Here is a 17065-nt window from a genome sequence, read left to right as displayed (position 1 = left end):
CACTTTCGTATGCGGGGTGCTCGACCTGCTTGGTATTGCGAGCTGAGATATTTGAACCACGATTCACCCGCATCCGCCCGGCTCGGTCTCGTGAGCTGTCCTGGAAGCTCTCGCAGCCGACAGTCTGCCGAGCATGACCACTAAAACAGCGCCTACCGCGCCGCAGACGTACCTTGCAATGGCATTCTGCGGGACCATCCACGCGATCCCGACATCGGTGGCCAGCATGACACCGCTGATCCAGCCAAGAAGTAATCCACCTGCGGTCCCGACGATCGGGTAGCGATCCATCAGCCGCAATGCCAAGCGGCTGCCGACAACGATGATGGGGATGCTTACCAGCAGCCCGAACACTACGATCGGCATCTTGTGCCGGATGGCGGTGCTTTCAGCTGCCGCGGCAATCGCCAACACGTTGTCGATACTCATCACCAAGTCGGCGGTGATCACGGTCCGTATGACTCTGCCGAGTTGCTCGGTGCTCCCGATATGCGCATGCCTACTGCCTTTATCTTGCGGGAGCACCAATCTGACCCCGATCCATATGAGTTGCTCCACCGCGCCTGGCGCGACCCACGACGCATGAAACCTTGTTGTAATTGAGGGGCGGCGTCCGGCAAAGAGGTCGGTTTGTCCTTGGTGCCTCGAACCCTTATATCAGTTGGACCCGCGGCTCCACGAGCACCCCCTACTGTCGCCTGGGGCGTTTCGCCCCTGAGCACGCATCTCAGACTTCGATGACGTGGGCCGCACGCCGATGTCGCCGCACATTGGAGGCGATCATGGAAGTCATCTATCCGCGCTGCGCGGGCCTGGACGTTCACAAGCAAACCGTGGTGGCGTGCGTTCGCATCGCCGGCGACGGCCCCCCGTTGCAGGAGGTGCGCACCTTTGCCACCAGCACCTCGGGTCTGTTGGCCCTGGCTGACTGGGTCGACTCGTTCGGCGTCGAGCAGGTGGGTATGGAGGCCACGGGCGTCTATTGGAAGCCGGTGTGGCACGTGCTCGAAGGCCACTTCGAACTGGTGCTGGCCAACGCTGCGCACGTGAAGAACGTGCCTGGGCGCAAGACCGATGTCAACGACGCAATGTGGCTGGCCGATCTGCTGGCCCACGGCTTGATCCGCGCCAGCTTCGTGCCGCCGGTGGCCGTGCAGGAGCTGCGCACCCTCACGCGCACGCGCAAGCAGTTCGTGCGCGAGAGGAGCGCTCATGCTCAGCGCATCGAGAAGGTGCTCGAAGACGCCAACCTCAAGCTCAGCGTCGTGCTCAGCGACATCCTGGGCAAGAGCGGGCGCGCGGTGCTGCAGGCCATCATCGACGGCCACGACGACCCCGAGCGCCTGATCTCCTGCATTGGCCGCGTCAAGGCCAGCCGCGCCGAGTTGCTGGAGGCGCTGCGCGGGCGCGTCAGTACGCACCACCGCTTCATGCTCAAGCTGCACCTGGGGCACATCGACGCGCTGGACAAGGCCATCGCCGACATCGAAAAGGAGGTGGGGCTGGGGCTCCAACCGTTTCGACAAGCCGCCAGGCTCCTGAGCACCATGCCGGGCCTGAGCGCTGTCAGCGCCCATGTCATCGTGGCCGAGATCGGCATCGACATGTCGCGCTTCGCCACACCCGGCCATTTGCTGTCCTGGGCCTGCCTGTGCCCGCGCAACGACGAGAGCGCCGGCAAGCGCCGCAGCACCCGGCTGCGCCGCGGCGGCAAATGGCTCAAGACCACGCTGGTGCAGGCCGCATGGTCCGCCGTGAGGGTCAAAGGTGGCTACCTGCAAGCGCAGTTCCACCGTCTGCGTGCCCGCCGCGGCGCCAAGAAGGCCATCATCGGCGTGGCCGCCTCGATGCTCACAGCCGCCTGGCACATGTTGCGCGACGGTACCGAATGGCACGACCTCGGCGCCGCACACTTCGACCACGCAGACGCCCATAAAACCGCCAACCGCCTCATCCGACGGCTCCAACAAATCGGCTACGCCGTGCAGGTCACACCTGTTTGAAGAAGGTCGTTTCATCTCCTGTCTCGTCGACTTCATCGCAGGGGTGCGGACTTTGTGGGAGAGACAAGGCCGCTCTCGCAAGCCGTTGGAGGGGTGCGTTGACGGAACAGCTGTTGCTTCGGTCTCCCAGGTTCTAGTTGACGATGCCCGAAACGTCGATGTTGTGGTGATCGAGCCGATCCATCAAGGCCTTGAACATTCCGGCGCCTTCTCGTTGTTGTTGTCGGCCGTACGGGCGGCGACGGGTAACGCCTCTGCTGCATCGCCGCATCACGGTTGGCCACGCCTGCAGCGATCCGGCCTCCGTGCCCACCAAACATGGTAATATCATTACCATTGCAATTACACATTCAACGCATTACATTTGCCTTGAAGCTTATGCCTCCTTGAGCGCGTTGGCTAGCCCAGCGCCGAGAAACCGCGTCGCTGGCCACACTTGCCGTGCGGAGGCTCGATGACGTGGGGTTCGTTCGTCTGACTCTTGTTGTTGTTCTGGCAGCGACGGCAATTGCAGTTCGAGTTGGCCGGCGGTGCTCACCGAGACGACGGTTGATCAACGTCGTTCGAGGGGCCTGAGGCGACACCATGCCCCAACAGCATTTCAACAAGCCCGCCGCGGCCGGCGGATCACATCTCAACCACAACCTGATGCTGGTGCAGTTTCTGCCGCCCGGCGGGGAACCACGAGTTTGTGCAGCACTCTGGCGCGAGGGTGACCGTGTACACCTCGCAGCGCCGCTCATGCGCGCACGCAACGGTGTTCGGGACCCGAAGTCCTATGCACGACAGTTTCCCAATGCCTTGGCGTCGATCGATGCCTTCGAAGAAGCCATGACCTGGCTGGATGCAGCGTGCTATGGCGCTGCCGACCCGCGCGAGGTTGATACCGCATGTCAACAGCACCCCGAGTGGCGATTGCGATGCGTGCGGTACGACGGAGGCGATGCCAACCTGTTGGGGCTGGCAGGCCTGATTCGGGCTGCGGAGACAGCCGGCGCATTCCCGGAGGCGATCATGCGCGATTGCCTGCTGGAAATGATCAGGCAAATCCTGAAGAACGACCCTGAGCTGGTGGCAGGTCAGATCGAATCGACCTCTCAAAAGGGGGACGACGTCGCAACGCTGGACCTCGGGCTGGATCGAGTGGTGATTGTCACCTTGCTCGCGGACATCGCCTCGACGGACGTCGTACGTCAAGGGGTGCTGGCCCACCACAGGATGACTGCCCCGAACAATGCACGGACCCAATGTCTGCTCGTAGTGCCCAATCTCCAAATCAACCAGCCGACGTTCCTCACCCCGCGCGTGGTGATCACCAACATGGACACTGATCACGTTCGTGCCTCGCTGGTACATATGGCCACGCGCTGAAACCAGAGCTCCCCAATCAAGAAACAGTAGACCAACCTTGCCCATGTCCGACAGTTCCGCATCTGCGCAGCACATCAAACCCTTCATTTACGAGACCGTCAGCTCCAAGGCTCTCCACTTCTGTATCAGTCACACTCAAAGCCGCATGCGACTCAACGACCCGTACGCGCTCGCTCTCGAGTACACACGCACGATGATGGGGTTCCTGCTTTTCAAGCCGGAGCCGCGCAGCATTGGGATGGTCGGCTTGGGCGGCGGGTCGCTGGCCAAATTCTGCTACCGCCATTTGAGCCGCGCTCGAATCCAGATCGCCGAGATCAATCCGATGGTGATCGCGTTGCGCGAGGAGTTCCACATACCGCGCGATGACGCGCGGTTCATCGTTTTTCAAGCCGATGGGGCGGACTTTGTACGCCGTGGTCCAAATCGTTTCGACGTATTGATCGTCGACGGCTATGACCTTGAGGGACTGCCCGCGCAGCTGTCTTCTCGAAGCTTCTACGACGACTGCCGCGAGTCGCTCCAGCCCGACGGAATCATGGTGGTCAATTTGCAGTACGGTGACCCTGAAACCGACGAGCACCTGGCTCACATCCGTCGCAGTTTCAATGGCTCGGTCCTGGTGGTCGATGACGGCGAGGAGAGCCATAGCATCGTGTTTGCCTGCAAAGGTGATGCCCTCGAGACGTACCGCTTGGGAGCGATTCGCAGGCCGCCAAACCTCGACCCAGGCGCCGCCAGCCAGTTGCTCGCAGGGTTTGCACTGATCGCATCGGTGCTGAGAGACCAGCGAAGCTAGACCTCTCCAATTGCATGGCGTTCATATACTATGTGTCGCGGGTACCTGTTGCATTGCCATGCTGAGGATCCATGGAGCTCAAAACTGCGCGCCTGACTCTGCTCATTGATCCTCATAAGAAGGAAGCCTTCGAGCGGCTTTGTGCGCCGCAGGATCGGACGGCGTCGCAGATGGTGCGACAGCTGACCCGTGACTATCTCGCGCAGCACGGTGTCCAATACATGGCGCGCGGCGTGAGCGCGCGTGAGTTCGCCGCCCGCTTTGACTTACCGGCGCTGTGGCCGAAATCGGGCTCGCCGGACGCCGCTCCTTCGGCCGTGAGGCGTCGAGCCGTGCGCCCCAAGGCCTGAGTCATGAGCAGCCTGCCTCCCGTCGCGCAATGGCTCCATCTCGACTGGATACTCGTTGTGACGGTGGCCTGGTTGATCGTGGGGGCCACTGGGATCTTCGCCCTGCATCGATTCAGCCTGGTGTCCCAAGTGCTCTTCCCTATCGGGGCACTGCTCGGATTGGCGCTCTTCGGCCTGGCCCTGGACGCACTGCTTGGCCCCCCCGAGGTCGCCGTGCTGCCCATCGGGCTGCCGGCATTGCCGTTCCATCTCCGCCTGGACAGCCTGTCGGCCTATTTCCTGATGGTGGTCGGTGGCGCGTCAGCCGGCATCTCCACATTTGCGGCCGGATACTTCCGCAAGGGCGAAGGCACGCCACCCGGCCTGCTGTGCCTGGAGTACCACGTATTTCTGGTCAGCATGGTGGGGGTGATCCTCGCCGACGACGCGTATTCATTCATGGTGATGTGGGAGACGATGGCGCTGTCGTCGTTCTTCCTGGTGACCGCGAACCACCGCATGGCCGAGGTGCGCAGCGCCGGTTATCTCTACATCACGATGGCGAGAATCGGTGCGATCGCTGTCCTGCTGTGCTTCGGTGTGCTGCAGGCCAACACGGGCGACTACACCTTCGCCAACATGCGCGCCCAGGCACTGTCGCCGTTCTGGGCCTCGGCCGGCTTCCTGCTCGCCGTGTTGGGATTCGGCGCCAAGGCCGGCATCCTGCCCTTGCATGTGTGGCTGCCCGAAGCCCACCCCGCCGCGCCATCTCCGGTCTCGGCCATGATGAGTGGGGTGATGCTCAATACGGCCATCTACGGTCTGTTGCGCGTGTCTTTCGACCTGCTGCACACGCACTTGTGGTGGTGGGGTGGGCTGCTGCTGGCAGTCGGGTTGGCGACCGCCCTGTTCGGTGTGATCTTCGCGGCGGTGCAGACCGACATGAAGCGGCTGCTGGCCTATTCGTCGATCGAGAACATGGGCCTGCTGTTCGTCGGCATGGGCCTGACCTTGATTTTCTCGGCCTACGGCATGAAGCCGATGGCCGCGCTCGCGCTGACCGCGAGCCTCTATCACGTCGCGAGCCACGCCTTTTTCAAAAGCTTGCTCTTCCTCGGCACCGGCAGCGTGCTTCATGCCACTTCCGAGAGAAGCCTCGGCAAGCTGGGAGGCCTGATCCGAAGCATGCCCTGGGTAGCCTGGCTCACGCTGTTGGGCGTGCTGACCAGCGCGGGTCTGCCGCCGCTGGGAGGCTTCGTGTCGGAATGGCTGCTGCTGCAGAGCTTCCTCTTCACGCCGGGGCTGCCGGTGCCGTTGCTGACCATGCTCATCCCGGTGGTCGCCGCGCTCATCGCTCTGGTGGCCGCGCTGGCCGGCTACACGATGGTCAAGTTCTTCGGCGTGATCTTCCTCGGGCAGCCGCGCGAGGACAAGCTCACCCACGCCCACGATGGCGGCCGCTGGGAGCGCATGGGTATGGTGTGGCTGGCGCTCGGCTGCATCGCGCTCGGACTGCTGCCGACACAATTCATTCAGCTGATAGACCCCGTGACGCAGCAGCTTGTCGAGTCGGGCCTCGGCGCCAAGGTAGCAGCCAATGGCTGGCTGTTGGCGCCGAACAGTCTAGCGCAGGCCAGCTACGGCCCCGTGATCTTCCTGCTCGGCATCCTGGGGAGCTTTGCGCTCGCCTTCCTGCTCGTGCGGAAGCTCTACCACGGCCGCGTGCGTCGCGGCCTGCCCTGGGCCTGCGGCTTCCCGTGGAGCACAGCACGCATGCAGGACACCGCCGAAGGATTCGGCCAGCCGATCCGCCAGATCTTCGAACCTTTCTTCCTGATGCGGCGTGATCTGCCCACGCCCTTCGACGCGAAACCGCGCTACCGCGTGACGGTGGAGGATCACTTCTGGCGCTGGCTCTATGTGCCCATCGCCGATCTGGCGGCGTACCTCGCGCGACTGATCGGCCTCATGCAGCAAGGGCGGATCTCGGTGTACCTGCTGTACAGCTTCCTGACGCTGGTGGCCACGTTGCTCGTGGTGATGCGATGAGGTCGCCATGAGCTTCGCCGGCTTCATGTCGCAGTTGCTGGAGATCGTCATCGCGATCGGGCTGGCGCCCCTGCTGACCGGCTGGGTCAACCTGTGGCGCGCGTGGCTCCAGAACAAGTCCGCGCCCAGCCTCTGGCAGCCCTACCGGATGCTGCACAAGCTGTTCAACAAGGAGTCGATGGTCGCCGACCATGCATCGCGACTGTTTCGCGTCGCGCCCTATGTGATGTTCGGCTGCATGGTGCTGGCTTGCGCCATTATCCCCACGCTGTCGACCGATCTGCCGTTGGCGCCAGCGGCCGATGCGATCGCGTTGGTCGGCCTGTTCGCCCTGGCGCGAGTGTTCATCTCGTTGGCCGCCATGGACATCGGCACCGCGTTCGGCACCATGGGTGCGCGGCGCGAGATGCTGGTTGGTTTTCTTGCCGAACCCGCCCTGTTGATGGTGCTGTTCTCGGCTTCGCTGATTTCCCAGTCGACCTCGCTCACCACGATAGTCGAGACGCTGGCGCACCGCGAACTGGCGATCTATCCCGGTATGGCCTTTGCCGGGGTTGCATTCACGATGGTGTCGCTGGCCGAGAACGCGCGCGTCCCGGTCGATAACCCGGCCACGCACCTCGAGCTGACGATGATCCACGAGGCGCTCATCCTCGAGTACTCGGGCCGCCACCTGGCGCTGATCGAATGGGCGGCCAGCCTGAAGCTGTTCGCCTATTCGTGCATCGGCCTGGCCCTGTTCTTCCCTTGGGGCGTTGCCGAGGCCCAGGCGCCGCTGGAGATGTTGCTGGCGCTGCCCGTGCTGGTGATCAAGCTCGCCGTGGGCGGCTTTCTGCTTGCTGCGCTGGAGACGGCAAGCGCCAAGATGCGCATCTTCCGCGTGCCCGAGTTCCTGGCCACCGCCTTTCTGCTTGCGGTGATCGGCATGCTGGTGCACCTGCTGCTCAACCAGTGACATGAGCAGCAGCATCCTGACCCAACTTGTCAACCTGCTCGGTGCGGTGCTGCTGATGCTCGCATTCGCGATGATCTCGCAGCGGCGCATCCTCACCCTGATTCACCTGTTCACGATGCAGGGTGCTGCGCTGGCGCTCGCGACCGCCGTGGTCGGCTTTGCGACCGACCAGCACCACCTGTACCTGTCGGCCGGGCTGACCTTGGTGCTCAAGGTGCTGTTGATCCCGTACCTGCTGCACCGGGTCATCGACCGTCTCAACATCCGCTGGGACGTCGAGACACTGATCAATATCCCGACGACGATGCTGATCGGCATTGGGGTCGTGATCTTCGCGTTCAATCTGGCGATACCGATCTCCCAGCTGTCGTCAGCGCTGGCCAGCGGCACACTGGGCATCGCGCTGGCCTGCGTGCTGCTGTCGTTCCTGATGATGATCACGCGTGCGAAGGCGGTTCCGCAGGTGATCGGCTTCCTCGCGATGGAGAACGGCCTGTTCTTTGCCGCCACGTCGGCAACCTACGGCATGCCGATGGTGGTCGAGTTCGGCATCGCGCTGGACGTGCTGATCGGCGTGCTGATCCTGGGCGTGTTCATGTTCCAGATTCGCGAGCAATTCGACAGCCTGGACATCCGCCACCTCGAAAATCTGAAGGACGACTGAGGTGCTCGCATTGGCCTTCCTCCTCGCAACTCCGCTGGCCGGCGGACTGGTGCTGGCGCTGGTCGGCCATCGCGACAACGCGCGCGACGTCAACGTCGCCTTCAGCCTGGGCACCTTCGTCGCCGCCTGCGTGCTCACGGCGCAGATCGTCAAGAGCGGGCCGATGCTGGTGTGGGACCGCGAGTTCTACATCGACCCGCTGAACGTCTTTCTCGTCACGCTGACCGCATTCGTCGGCCTGACCACTTCCATCTTCTCGCGCCCCTACATGCGCGTGGAGCGCGATCACGGCAAGATGACGCCGCCGCGCCTGCGCCTGTACCACAGCATGTACCAGCTGTTCAGCTTCACGATGCTGCTGGCATTGACGACCAACAACATGGGCATCATCTGGGTCGCGATGGAAGCCGCCACGCTGACCACCGTGCTGCTGGTCAGCGTCTATCGCACCGCGGCCAGTCTCGAGGCCGCATGGAAATACTTCATCCTGTGCGGCGTGGGCATCGCCCAGGCGTTGTTCGGAACGGTGTTGCTCTACATGGCGGCCGAAAAGGTGATCGGCCCCGAGGGCGGCGCCTTGCTCTGGACCAACCTCGATGCAGTGAAGGACCAGCTCGACCCGAACATCATCACGCTGGCGTTCGCGTTCCTGTTCATCGGCTACGGTACCAAGGTCGGGCTGGTGCCGGTCCACAACTGGCTGCCGGACGCGCATGCCGAGGGTCCGACGCCGGTGTCGGCCGTGCTGTCGGGCCTGCTGCTGAACGTCGCACTCTACGCAATCCTGCGCTGCAAGGTGCTGACCGATGGTGCGCTGCACTATCCTCTGGCCGGCCGGTTGATGATGGGCTTCGGCCTGCTGTCGGTGGTGGCGGCAGTGTTCTTCCTGATCCGGCAGAAGGATGTGAAGCGCATGTTCGCCTACTCGTCGATCGAGCACATGGGGATGATGACCTTCGCTTTCGGCATGGGCGGCCCGATCGCCAACTACGCCGGGCTGCTGCACATGACGGTGCATTCGCTGATCAAGTCCGCGATCTTCTTTGCCGTCGGCCATGCCACGCAGAAGGCGGGCACCCAGATCATGGAAGACATCCGCGGGCTCATCAAGGTCAGCCCGACGGTCGCCTGGGGACTGATGCTCGGATCGCTCGCCATCCTCGGCATGCCGCCGTTCGGGGTCTTCGCCAGCGAGTTCCTGATCGTCACGACCGCAATGCGCGAGCAGCCCTGGGCGACTCCGTTCCTGCTGATCGCCCTGGGCCTGGCGTTTGCATCCGTCTTCAGCCGGGTCCAGCCGATGGTCTTCGGCGAGACCAACGTCAAGCCCCTGGCGCATCCGCCGGCCCTGGTTCCGGTGTTCGTGCATCTGGCGCTTGGCCTGATGCTCGGCGTCTACATCCCACCCTATCTCAACGCCTGGTACGTCCAGGCGGCGGCGATGCTGGGGAACTGAGCAAATGGCACGGCCGGAACTCGGACTCGATCTGCGGCGCCTGTCGGCGCCGACGCCCATTTGGCATGGGCGGGTGGGTCGGGACGCATGGAGCGCAATGGCGCGCAGCATCGCGGACACGGGTGGACGCCTGATCTCAGTCTGGGGCGTCGATCGCAGCGCATCCGGCGAGGCCATGGCGGCGTGTGCAGCCTATGCCGTTTCCGAGGGGCTGGTCTGGCTCGAACTGAAGCTGGACGATGCAGCGCAAGAGTTCCCCGATCTGGCAATCGCATTCCCGTGCGCGGCGCGCATGCAACGCGCCGTGGCCGACCTGTCAGGCATCCGGGCCGAGGGTAGCCGTGACGATCGCCCCTGGCTCGACCACGGGGTGTGGCCGCCCGGATCATCGCCACTGCAACACAAACCCCAGCCCGAAGCAGCTGCTACCGCCGGTGCGCTACCTGCCGACTACCCCTTCGTGCGCGTCGACGGCGACGGCGTGCACGAGATCGCCGTCGGGCCCGTGCATGCCGGCATCATCGAGCCCGGCCACTTTCGGTTCTCCGTCGTGGGCGAGAAGGTGCTCAGGCTCGAACAGCACCTCGGGTACACGCACAAGGGCATCGAGCGCCGGTTCACGGAACTGATGCCGCTCGAGGGGCACCGCCTCGCGGGACGCATCTCGGGCGACACGACGGTGGCCTACGCCTGGGCCTACAGCATGGCGCTCGAGTCGGCCTGGGGCGGCGAGGTCCCGGACCGCACCACCTGGCTGCGTGCGCTGATGCTGGAGCGCGAGCGTGTGGCCAATCACCTGGGCGACCTCGGCGCTCTTGGGAACGATGCGGCCCTGGCTTTCGGCCTGGCGCAGTTCTCGCGCCTGCGCGAAGACTGGTTGCGCCTGTCCAAGGAGATCTTCGGCCACCGCCTGATGATGGACGCCATCGTGCCCGGCGGCGTGGCGATCGATCTGACGCCAATGAAGCGGGATCGCCTTTGCATGCAGTGCGATGTGATCGAGCGAGAGGTGCGCGCGCTGCGACGTGTGTACGACGAACATGCGGGCCTGCAGGACCGCTTTGTCGGCACCGGGCGGGTGACGCCCCAACTGGCCGCGCGACTCGGCCTCTCGGGCCTTGCGGGACGCGCCAGCGGGCAGACGGCCGATCTGCGCTGCAGCTTCCCATGGCCGCCTTACGATCGGCTCAAGGTTGCGATGGCCACCTCCAGCGACGGCGATGTCGCTGCGCGCGTGACGATGCGGTTCGAAGAGGCCTTCGAGTCATTGCGGCTCATCCGCGCCATCTGCGCTGGCTTGCCGGACGGCGCTGCTCGCGCCGAGCTTCAGCCTCCGGCCTCGGCATCGCTGGGTGCGGGCTGGGTGGAAGGCTGGCGGGGCGAGGTTTTCGTCGCACTGGAGATCGGGGGCGATGGTCGCATCGTGCGCTGCCATTGCCATGATCCGTCCTGGCAGAACTGGCCAGTGCTCGAGCACGCCATCATCGGCAACATCGTTCCGGACTTCCCGCTGATCAACAAGTCCTTCAACCTCAGCTATTCGGGGCACGACCTCTGATGTGGCACATCCTCAAGCAGATCGTCCGCACCGGCATCGTCACCGAGCCGGCGCCGCAGGTTGACGATGCCGAACACGCCGCGGTCGATCGCATCCAGCGCGACATCCTCGCCATCCTTGGCCAGGCGCTCACGATCCGCGAGGTCGATGCCGGCTCATGCAACGGCTGTGAACTCGAGATCCACGCACTCAACAACCCCTACTACAACATCGAGGGACTCGGCATCAAGTTCGTCGCCAGTCCGCGCCATGCCGACATGCTGCTGGTCACCGGGCCGGTGTCGCGCAACATGGAAGAGGCATTGCGGCGCACCTACGACGCCACGCCGGAACCGAAGCTGGTGGTCGCCGTCGGTGATTGCGGCTGCACCGGCGGCATCTTCGGCGAGAGCTATGCCAGTTGTGGCAAGGTGGCGAACGTGATTCCTGTCGATGTGGCGGTACCGGGCTGTCCTCCACCGCCGATCGACATCCTGCGCGGGATCCTCAGCGCCGTCCGACAACGTCAGGCGCAGCCCGGCAAGCGTTAGCCATGAAGATTGCAGAAGCGTTCCTGCTTGAGGCGAAAGGCGCCGAGGTTGGCGCCACGCCTGCGTCCACCGCCCGCCCGCTCCTCATCGAACCCTGGATTTCGGCGCCCGCGGACATCGTGGTCTACGAGTTCGGTGCTCGCCTGGACCAGCACTGCGAAGCCGCCGCATCCGAACAGATCCTCAAGGCCCGGCGCCTCTACGACGCCGTGGTCGGTGCATCCGCGCTGTCCACAGCGAGATGAACGTCTGGGTGCTGGAGCGCGCAGGCCCCCGTGCCAAGGCCTTGCAGGATCGGCTGTCGGCCTGCGAACTCGAGATCGCAGCCGCGAAGGCCATGGCGGATGTCAAGCGGCTGCACATCCTCGCGCCCCAACGGATCGCGCTGGGCACGGCACTATCACGCGCTCGACAGACGCAGCGGTAGCAGCAGAACACACGCGCAGAATATGGCATCACCTGTCTGCTAGATTCGCTGCAGACGGGATTGAAGCGAATGAGCGACCCTGACCAACACTGCCCAGACGCCCGCGCCGCGCTGTTTTGTGATGAACTCGAACGCGGCCGTGAATGCTTCCGCCGACGAGCCTGGGCGGGTGCTTGCGAATCGCTCGCTGCCGCTGACCAGACTGCGCCGCTGGGACCCGAGGATCTCGAGTCGTTGGCGATCTCGGCATACCTGGTCGGACGGGATGAAGACTACTTGAAGGCGCTGGCTCGCGCACACCAGGCTCATTTGAACGCAGGCGAAGGCGCGCGCGCTGTTCGCTGCGCGTTTTGGCTGGGCCTGCGTCTTCTGTTTCGAGGCGAGACGGGCAGCGCGACCGGATGGCTCGCGCGCGCCCAGCGGCTGCTCGAACGCGAGGGACGGGAGTGCGTCGAGCAGGGCTACCTGATGCTGCCGGTCGCGCGGCAACAGCTCAATGCGGGCGATAGCCGCGCTGCCTACGCGAGCGCGGCCGATGCCGCCGGAATCGGAGAGCGCTTCGGCGAAGTCGATCTGGTCGCGTGTGCACGGCACCTGCAGGGCCTGGTCCTGATCCACGAAGGGAAGGTCGAGGCGGGCCTCGCGCTGCTGGACGAGGCCATGGTCGCCGTGACCGCAGGCGAGCTGTCGCCTCTGGTCACCGGCTTGATCTACTGCAGCGTGATCGAAGGCTGTCAGCAGGTCTACGCCTTGGACCGTGCCCGCGAGTGGACCACTGCACTGGCGCAGTGGTGCGAGGCGCAACCCGAGATGCTCGCTTTCTCGGGCGTTTGCCGGGTGCATCGCTCGGAGATCATGCAGTTGCGCGGCGCCTGGCCGGAGGCGATCGAGGAGGCGCGCCGCGCCCGCAGCCGTTGCTCTCAGGCTGGAAACGCGCAGGCGGTAGGCGCCGCGTTTTATCAGCAGGCCGAAGTGCATCGGCTTCGCGGGGAGTTTGCGGCGGCGGAGGAGGCGTATCGCAGCGCGAGCGAGTCAGGGCAGGAACCGCAGCCTGGACTTGCGCTGTTGCGGCTCGCCCAGGGACGCGCGAACACGGCAGCCGCAGCGATCCGCCGTGTCGTGGGCGCGACCACGGGGCGCCAGCGCATGCGCCTGCTGCCCGCTTGCGTTGACATCATGCTGGCCGTGGGCGACATCGAACAGGCGCGCAGCGCCTGCCGCGAGCTGCAGGAGGTCGCCCGGAGCTTCGACACGGGCGTGCTCGATGCGATGGCCGCGCACGCCCGAGGGGCCCTCGAGCTGGCCGACGGCGACGCGCAGGCCGCGCTCGGCTCGCTGCGTCGCGCAGCGGCGGTGTGGCAGGAAGTCGAGGCTCCGTACATGACCGCCCGCGTCCGTGTGATGGTGGGGCTGGCCTGTCGCGCACTCGGCGACGACGAAGGATGCAGGCTCGAGCTCGAAGCGGCCCGTGCCGTGTTCGATCAACTGGGCGCCGCGCCCGACCTTGCCGGCATCGACGCACAGATGTGCCGCGCGGCGAAGGCGCAGGCGCATGGCCTGACCCCGCGTGAGCTGCAGGTGCTGCGCCTGATCGCCACCGGCAGGACCAACAAGACCATTGCGAACGAGCTGTTCGTGAGCGAAAAGACGATCGACCGGCATGTGAGCAACATCTTCGACAAGATCGCCGTCGCTTCGCGCAGCGCCGCCACCGCTTACGCCTACCAGCACCAGCTCGCCTGACCCGCCGGGTCTACTGGGTGAGACTACCCATGCCGCCGCGTGGCCGAAATTGGGTGATCCGCCCGACGCGCCGTCTTGCACCTGTTTGTATGGTGAAGCCATCGACAAGGAGCAAGCCGTGACTACCCGCGAAGAAACTCAGCAACGCATCCGTCCCCCGGCCGACGCGGACGCCCGCGAGCAGTTGCTGGCGGGGTTACCGGTCACACAGCGGCAACTTCGGCTGGCCGGCGTCTCGACGGCGATGCTCGAGGGTGGGGACGGCCCGTCGATGGTGCTGCTGCATGGTCCGGGCGGCAACGCGGCTCACTGGTTGCAGGTCATCCCGGACCTCGCGAGAACCCATCGCGTCGTGGCCCCCGACCTGCCCGGCCAGGGCGCCTCGGAGGTGGACGAGGGCCCCTTGGACGCCGATCGCGTGTTCGCCTGGCTCGGCGAGTTGATCGCGCGCACCTGCCCGTCGCCACCCGTGCTGGTGGGCTACGCACTTGGCGGCGCCATCGCAGCCCGCTTTGCCAGCCAGCACGGCGATCGGCTCGACCGGCTCGTGCTCGTCGACACCCTGGGCCTGAGCCCGTTCCAGCCTGCGCAGGTCTTCGGGCTCGCGTTGAACGATTTCATTGCGCAACCGACCGAGCATACGCACGATCGCTTGTGGCAGTACTGCGCACTCGACCTGGACGACGTGCGACAACGCATGGGTGAGCTCTTGGAGCCGTTCAAGGCCTATAACCTCGATCGTGCCCGGACACCGGGAGTACAGGCTGCTCTGGGCGCATTGATGGATTTGTTCGGACTGCCGGCGATCCCGTCGGCGGATCTCGCGCGAATCGCCGTCCCCACGACCCTGATCTGGGGGCGGTACGACCGTGTGACGGGGCTACCCGTTGCCGAGGCGTCGAGCGCGCGCTACGGATGGCCGTTGCATGTGATCGAGGACGCCGACGACGATCCTGCGATCGAACAGCCGGAAGCGTTTGTGCGTGCGGTGCGCGCCGCGCTCGCCGACTCTCTGAACACCCCGGAATCAACGCGGGATGCCTGGGACAGGATCGCGAAGGGATACGACCGCACGAACACGCCCACGCAGATGTGGGTAGGCAACGAAGGCCTGCGCCGCGCCGGCGTGCTCGCCGGCATGAGTTTCCTGGACGTGGCGGCAGGCAGCGGCGCGCTCAGCATTCCCGCAGCGCGCTTCGGCGCGCAGGTCCTGGCGACGGACCAATCGCCGGCCATGCTCGAGCACCTCGATGCGCGCGCACGCAAGGAAGGGCTCGCCATCGAGACGCGCGTCATGGACGGCCATGCCCTTGCGCTGGAGGACAGCAGCTTCGACGTCGCCGGATCGCAGTTCGGCGTCATGCTGTTTCCGGACATGCCGCGCGGAATCCGTGAAATGGCGCGCGTCGTCAAGCCGACGGGGCGGGTGCTGATGACCGTGTACGGCGATCCGCACGAGATCGAATTCTTTGGCTTCTTCGTGGCCGCCATACGGTCCGTGGTCCCGTCCTTCGAAGGTCCGACGATGGATCCTCTTCCGCTGCCTTTTCAGCTGAAGGATCCCGAAAGGCTGCGCCAGGAGCTCACGAAAGCCGGACTTCAACAGGTCAGCGTGGAGACGGTCACCGAGAAAACGGCGTTCGAGTCCGGCGAGCACATGTGGGACTGGTTGGTGCACAGCAATCCTATCGTCGGGGAGGTTCTAGGACACCTGCACCTGACGCAGGATCAGCTCGTTGGGGTCCAGCAGACGCTGGACGACATGGTCCGAGAGCGCGCGGTCGGCGCGGGCCCGGCCGTGTTGACAGCGCCGATCCATATCGGCGTCGGCACCAAGTCATTCGACTCGACCACGGTGGAGACGAATTGAAGCTGCTGATCGTCGGGGGCGGCCTCGCCGGCCTGGCGCTTGCGATCGCCCTGCGCGAGCAGCGGTTGTCGGTGACCATCGTCGAGTGCGCAAGCAACTGGGCAATCCCCGGCGCCGGGCTGTACCTCGTCGGCAATGCAACGCGTGCCTTGCAGGCTCCGGGTTTGTGCGTCCGTCGACAGGAGCCTATGTCATCTGGACGGGCGGCCCCACCACGCGTCGCAGCCGCGGTGCCAGACAGGAGTCGGCCGGCCATTCCCGCTCATTGATACTCCATGCCGATTGGCAAGCCGCGCTCTATCGACGGGACCGTCCTATTTGGGTCGAACCGAACTTGGCGAGACCATGGCAGGCGGCTCGATGCATGCAGGCAACCTCGAGGGAGCCTTGATTCGCAGTTGCTTGTTGACGTTCTTGCGCCCGAACACAACCTCGATGGCGCAGCGCGATACGCCAAACTCGCCGGCCAGGAAACGCACCATGTGGTCCGTTGCACGGCCCACGCGCGGCGCCTCGGTGACGCTGACTTTCAACTGATTGCCCTTGACCTTGCCGATGGCGTCCTTTGCTGCGCCGGGTGTCCCGAGAATGTTGAGGACCAAGATGTCCCCCTCCCACCTGTAGAACGAGCTCTTTTTCAATGGGGGGCCACGCGCCGGGTCAGGCGGCACGCGCGGCATCGAAACATCACGCGATGACCACACGCGTGCACAGCAACTCGGCCTCAACGGCGAGTTGACCGTCTACAAAGCCACTCCCCTTGAACTTGAAGACCCCCGCTTTCCTGCGCAGCAGTCGAACGTCCATCATCAACTGATCCCCAGGTTCGACCGGCCTCTTGAACCGCGCTGCATCGATTCCACCGAAGTAGTACATCTTCGTGTCATCAGGTGTTTCACCGAAAGTCTCGAATGCGAGCAATGCAGCCGCCTGCGCCAGCGCTTCCAGCAGCAGTACGCCGGGCACCACGGGACGGTGAGGAAAGTGACCTTGGAACAACGCTTCGTTGATCGTGACATTCTTCAGCGCCTCGATCCGCATGCCCTTCTCGAGATTCACGACGCGGTCCACCAAAAGGAACGGATAGCGGTGGGGAAGCCTCTTCAGAATTTCGTAGATGTCCAACTTCACACAAACCCCTTGCCAAACGCGGCGCTCTCGGCATAGCCGGTAACGAACAGCACCTTGAGGCTGGGTCGTATCGCCCAGCTCCTCTCGGCCAAATCTCGGCCGTTCATCCCGCCACGCAGACCGAAATCCGCAGAAAAAACTCCGTCAGCTCCCTTAAGGACTGCTGAATAGCTGGCGCTC

18 protein-coding genes are annotated in these 17065 nt (G+C 64.6%); 15 read left to right on the top strand and 3 right to left on the bottom strand.

Annotated features, from left to right (window positions below):
• Positions 1-63: 63 nt before the first annotated feature.
• Positions 64-558, bottom strand: coding sequence for a TerC family protein (locus ACSQ9A_RS36810; protein ID WP_436307642.1), 495 nt, complete (start codon positions 556-558; stop codon positions 64-66).
• 224 nt (positions 559-782) lie between these two features.
• Between ACSQ9A_RS36810 and ACSQ9A_RS36805 the strand changes: the two genes are divergently transcribed.
• From ACSQ9A_RS36805 to ACSQ9A_RS36735, 15 genes are all read left to right on the top strand, one after another.
• Positions 783-2003 carry an IS110 family transposase gene (locus tag ACSQ9A_RS36805; protein WP_436307641.1) on the top strand — a complete coding sequence of 407 codons (1221 nt, stop codon included), beginning with the start codon at positions 783-785 and terminating at the stop codon, positions 2001-2003.
• Between the two features lie 585 nt (positions 2004-2588).
• Positions 2589-3374: a hypothetical protein gene (locus ACSQ9A_RS36800; RefSeq protein WP_436307640.1), complete on the top strand. Its 786-nt coding sequence runs from the start codon at positions 2589-2591 to the stop codon at positions 3372-3374.
• Positions 3375-3417: 43 nt separating this feature from the next.
• Positions 3418-4173, top strand: a complete 756-nt coding sequence (locus ACSQ9A_RS36795) for a fused MFS/spermidine synthase (RefSeq protein WP_436307639.1) — start codon at positions 3418-3420, stop codon at positions 4171-4173.
• Between the two features lie 71 nt (positions 4174-4244).
• On the top strand, positions 4245-4523 hold the full coding sequence (locus tag ACSQ9A_RS36790; RefSeq protein WP_436307638.1) for a ribbon-helix-helix protein, CopG family: 279 nt from the start codon (positions 4245-4247) through the stop codon (positions 4521-4523).
• Positions 4524-4526: 3 nt separating this feature from the next.
• On the top strand, positions 4527-6551 hold the full coding sequence (gene hyfB, locus ACSQ9A_RS36785; RefSeq protein WP_436307637.1) for a hydrogenase 4 subunit B: 2025 nt from the start codon (positions 4527-4529) through the stop codon (positions 6549-6551).
• Positions 6552-6558: 7 nt separating this feature from the next.
• Complete coding sequence (locus ACSQ9A_RS36780) at positions 6559-7506, top strand: respiratory chain complex I subunit 1 family protein (protein ID WP_093110235.1); 948 nt, start codon at positions 6559-6561, stop codon at positions 7504-7506.
• A gap of 1 nt (position 7507) precedes the next feature.
• Positions 7508-8170, top strand: coding sequence for a formate hydrogenlyase (locus tag ACSQ9A_RS36775; protein WP_436307636.1), 663 nt, complete (start codon positions 7508-7510; stop codon positions 8168-8170).
• Position 8171: 1 nt separating this feature from the next.
• Positions 8172-9626 carry a hydrogenase 4 subunit F gene (locus ACSQ9A_RS36770; RefSeq protein ID WP_436294337.1) on the top strand — a complete coding sequence of 485 codons (1455 nt, stop codon included), beginning with the start codon at positions 8172-8174 and terminating at the stop codon, positions 9624-9626.
• 4 nt (positions 9627-9630) lie between these two features.
• Positions 9631-11184: an NADH-quinone oxidoreductase subunit C gene (locus ACSQ9A_RS36765; RefSeq protein ID WP_436307635.1), complete on the top strand. Its 1554-nt coding sequence runs from the start codon at positions 9631-9633 to the stop codon at positions 11182-11184.
• Entirely contained in the window at positions 11184-11714 is a 531-nt protein-coding gene (locus ACSQ9A_RS36760; protein ID WP_436307634.1) for an NADH-quinone oxidoreductase subunit B family protein, read from the top strand. Before ACSQ9A_RS36765 ends, ACSQ9A_RS36760 begins: the two co-directional genes overlap by 1 nt.
• Positions 11715-11716: 2 nt before the next feature.
• Positions 11717-11959, top strand: a complete 243-nt coding sequence (locus ACSQ9A_RS36755; RefSeq protein ID WP_436307633.1) for a hypothetical protein — start codon at positions 11717-11719, stop codon at positions 11957-11959.
• On the top strand, positions 11956-12141 hold the full coding sequence (locus ACSQ9A_RS36750; protein ID WP_436307632.1) for a hypothetical protein: 186 nt from the start codon (positions 11956-11958) through the stop codon (positions 12139-12141). The genes ACSQ9A_RS36755 and ACSQ9A_RS36750 overlap by 4 nt, the downstream gene beginning before the upstream one ends.
• 69 nt (positions 12142-12210) lie before the next feature.
• Entirely contained in the window at positions 12211-13884 is a 1674-nt protein-coding gene (locus tag ACSQ9A_RS36745) for a LuxR C-terminal-related transcriptional regulator (RefSeq protein WP_436307631.1), read from the top strand.
• Between the two features lie 118 nt (positions 13885-14002).
• On the top strand, positions 14003-15754 hold the full coding sequence (locus ACSQ9A_RS36740) for an alpha/beta fold hydrolase (RefSeq protein WP_436307630.1): 1752 nt from the start codon (positions 14003-14005) through the stop codon (positions 15752-15754).
• Positions 15751-16023 carry an FAD-binding protein gene (locus tag ACSQ9A_RS36735; RefSeq protein WP_436307629.1) on the top strand — a complete coding sequence of 91 codons (273 nt, stop codon included), beginning with the start codon at positions 15751-15753 and terminating at the stop codon, positions 16021-16023. Before ACSQ9A_RS36740 ends, ACSQ9A_RS36735 begins: the two co-directional genes overlap by 4 nt.
• A gap of 45 nt (positions 16024-16068) precedes the next feature.
• Here ACSQ9A_RS36735 and ACSQ9A_RS36730 read toward each other — a convergent pair whose 3' ends face one another.
• On the bottom strand, positions 16069-16434 hold the full coding sequence (locus ACSQ9A_RS36730) for a DUF167 domain-containing protein (protein WP_436307628.1): 366 nt from the start codon (positions 16432-16434) through the stop codon (positions 16069-16071).
• Positions 16435-16441: 7 nt separating this feature from the next.
• Positions 16442-16879, bottom strand: a complete 438-nt coding sequence (gene fabZ, locus ACSQ9A_RS36725; protein ID WP_436307627.1) for a 3-hydroxyacyl-ACP dehydratase FabZ — start codon at positions 16877-16879, stop codon at positions 16442-16444.
• Between the last annotated feature and the right edge of the window lie 186 nt (positions 16880-17065).

The organism is Variovorax sp. LjRoot290 (genome assembly GCF_964253985.1).
GTDB lineage: Bacteria > Pseudomonadota > Gammaproteobacteria > Burkholderiales > Burkholderiaceae_C > Variovorax.
This window is presented reverse-complemented; position numbering and strand designations above follow the sequence as displayed.

What these genes read in the sequence shown, in the direction of transcription:
- ACSQ9A_RS36730 (WP_436307628.1), bottom strand. Translation starts at nt 16,434, where the DNA reads ATGCCGCGCGTGCCGCCTGACCCGGCGCGTGGCCCCCCATTGAAAAAG.
- ACSQ9A_RS36775 (WP_436307636.1), top strand. Translation starts at nt 7,508, where the DNA reads ATGAGCAGCAGCATCCTGACCCAACTTGTCAACCTGCTCGGTGCGGTG.
- ACSQ9A_RS36790 (WP_436307638.1), top strand. Translation starts at nt 4,245, where the DNA reads ATGGAGCTCAAAACTGCGCGCCTGACTCTGCTCATTGATCCTCATAAG.
- ACSQ9A_RS36805 (WP_436307641.1), top strand. Translation starts at nt 783, where the DNA reads ATGGAAGTCATCTATCCGCGCTGCGCGGGCCTGGACGTTCACAAGCAA.
- ACSQ9A_RS36750 (WP_436307632.1), top strand. Translation starts at nt 11,956, where the DNA reads ATGAACGTCTGGGTGCTGGAGCGCGCAGGCCCCCGTGCCAAGGCCTTG.
- ACSQ9A_RS36755 (WP_436307633.1), top strand. Translation starts at nt 11,717, where the DNA reads ATGAAGATTGCAGAAGCGTTCCTGCTTGAGGCGAAAGGCGCCGAGGTT.
- ACSQ9A_RS36765 (WP_436307635.1), top strand. Translation starts at nt 9,631, where the DNA reads ATGGCACGGCCGGAACTCGGACTCGATCTGCGGCGCCTGTCGGCGCCG.
- ACSQ9A_RS36745 (WP_436307631.1), top strand. Translation starts at nt 12,211, where the DNA reads ATGAGCGACCCTGACCAACACTGCCCAGACGCCCGCGCCGCGCTGTTT.
- ACSQ9A_RS36760 (WP_436307634.1), top strand. Translation starts at nt 11,184, where the DNA reads ATGTGGCACATCCTCAAGCAGATCGTCCGCACCGGCATCGTCACCGAG.
- ACSQ9A_RS36800 (WP_436307640.1), top strand. Translation starts at nt 2,589, where the DNA reads ATGCCCCAACAGCATTTCAACAAGCCCGCCGCGGCCGGCGGATCACAT.
- ACSQ9A_RS36795 (WP_436307639.1), top strand. Translation starts at nt 3,418, where the DNA reads ATGTCCGACAGTTCCGCATCTGCGCAGCACATCAAACCCTTCATTTAC.
- ACSQ9A_RS36780 (WP_093110235.1), top strand. Translation starts at nt 6,559, where the DNA reads ATGAGCTTCGCCGGCTTCATGTCGCAGTTGCTGGAGATCGTCATCGCG.
- hyfB (WP_436307637.1), top strand. Translation starts at nt 4,527, where the DNA reads ATGAGCAGCCTGCCTCCCGTCGCGCAATGGCTCCATCTCGACTGGATA.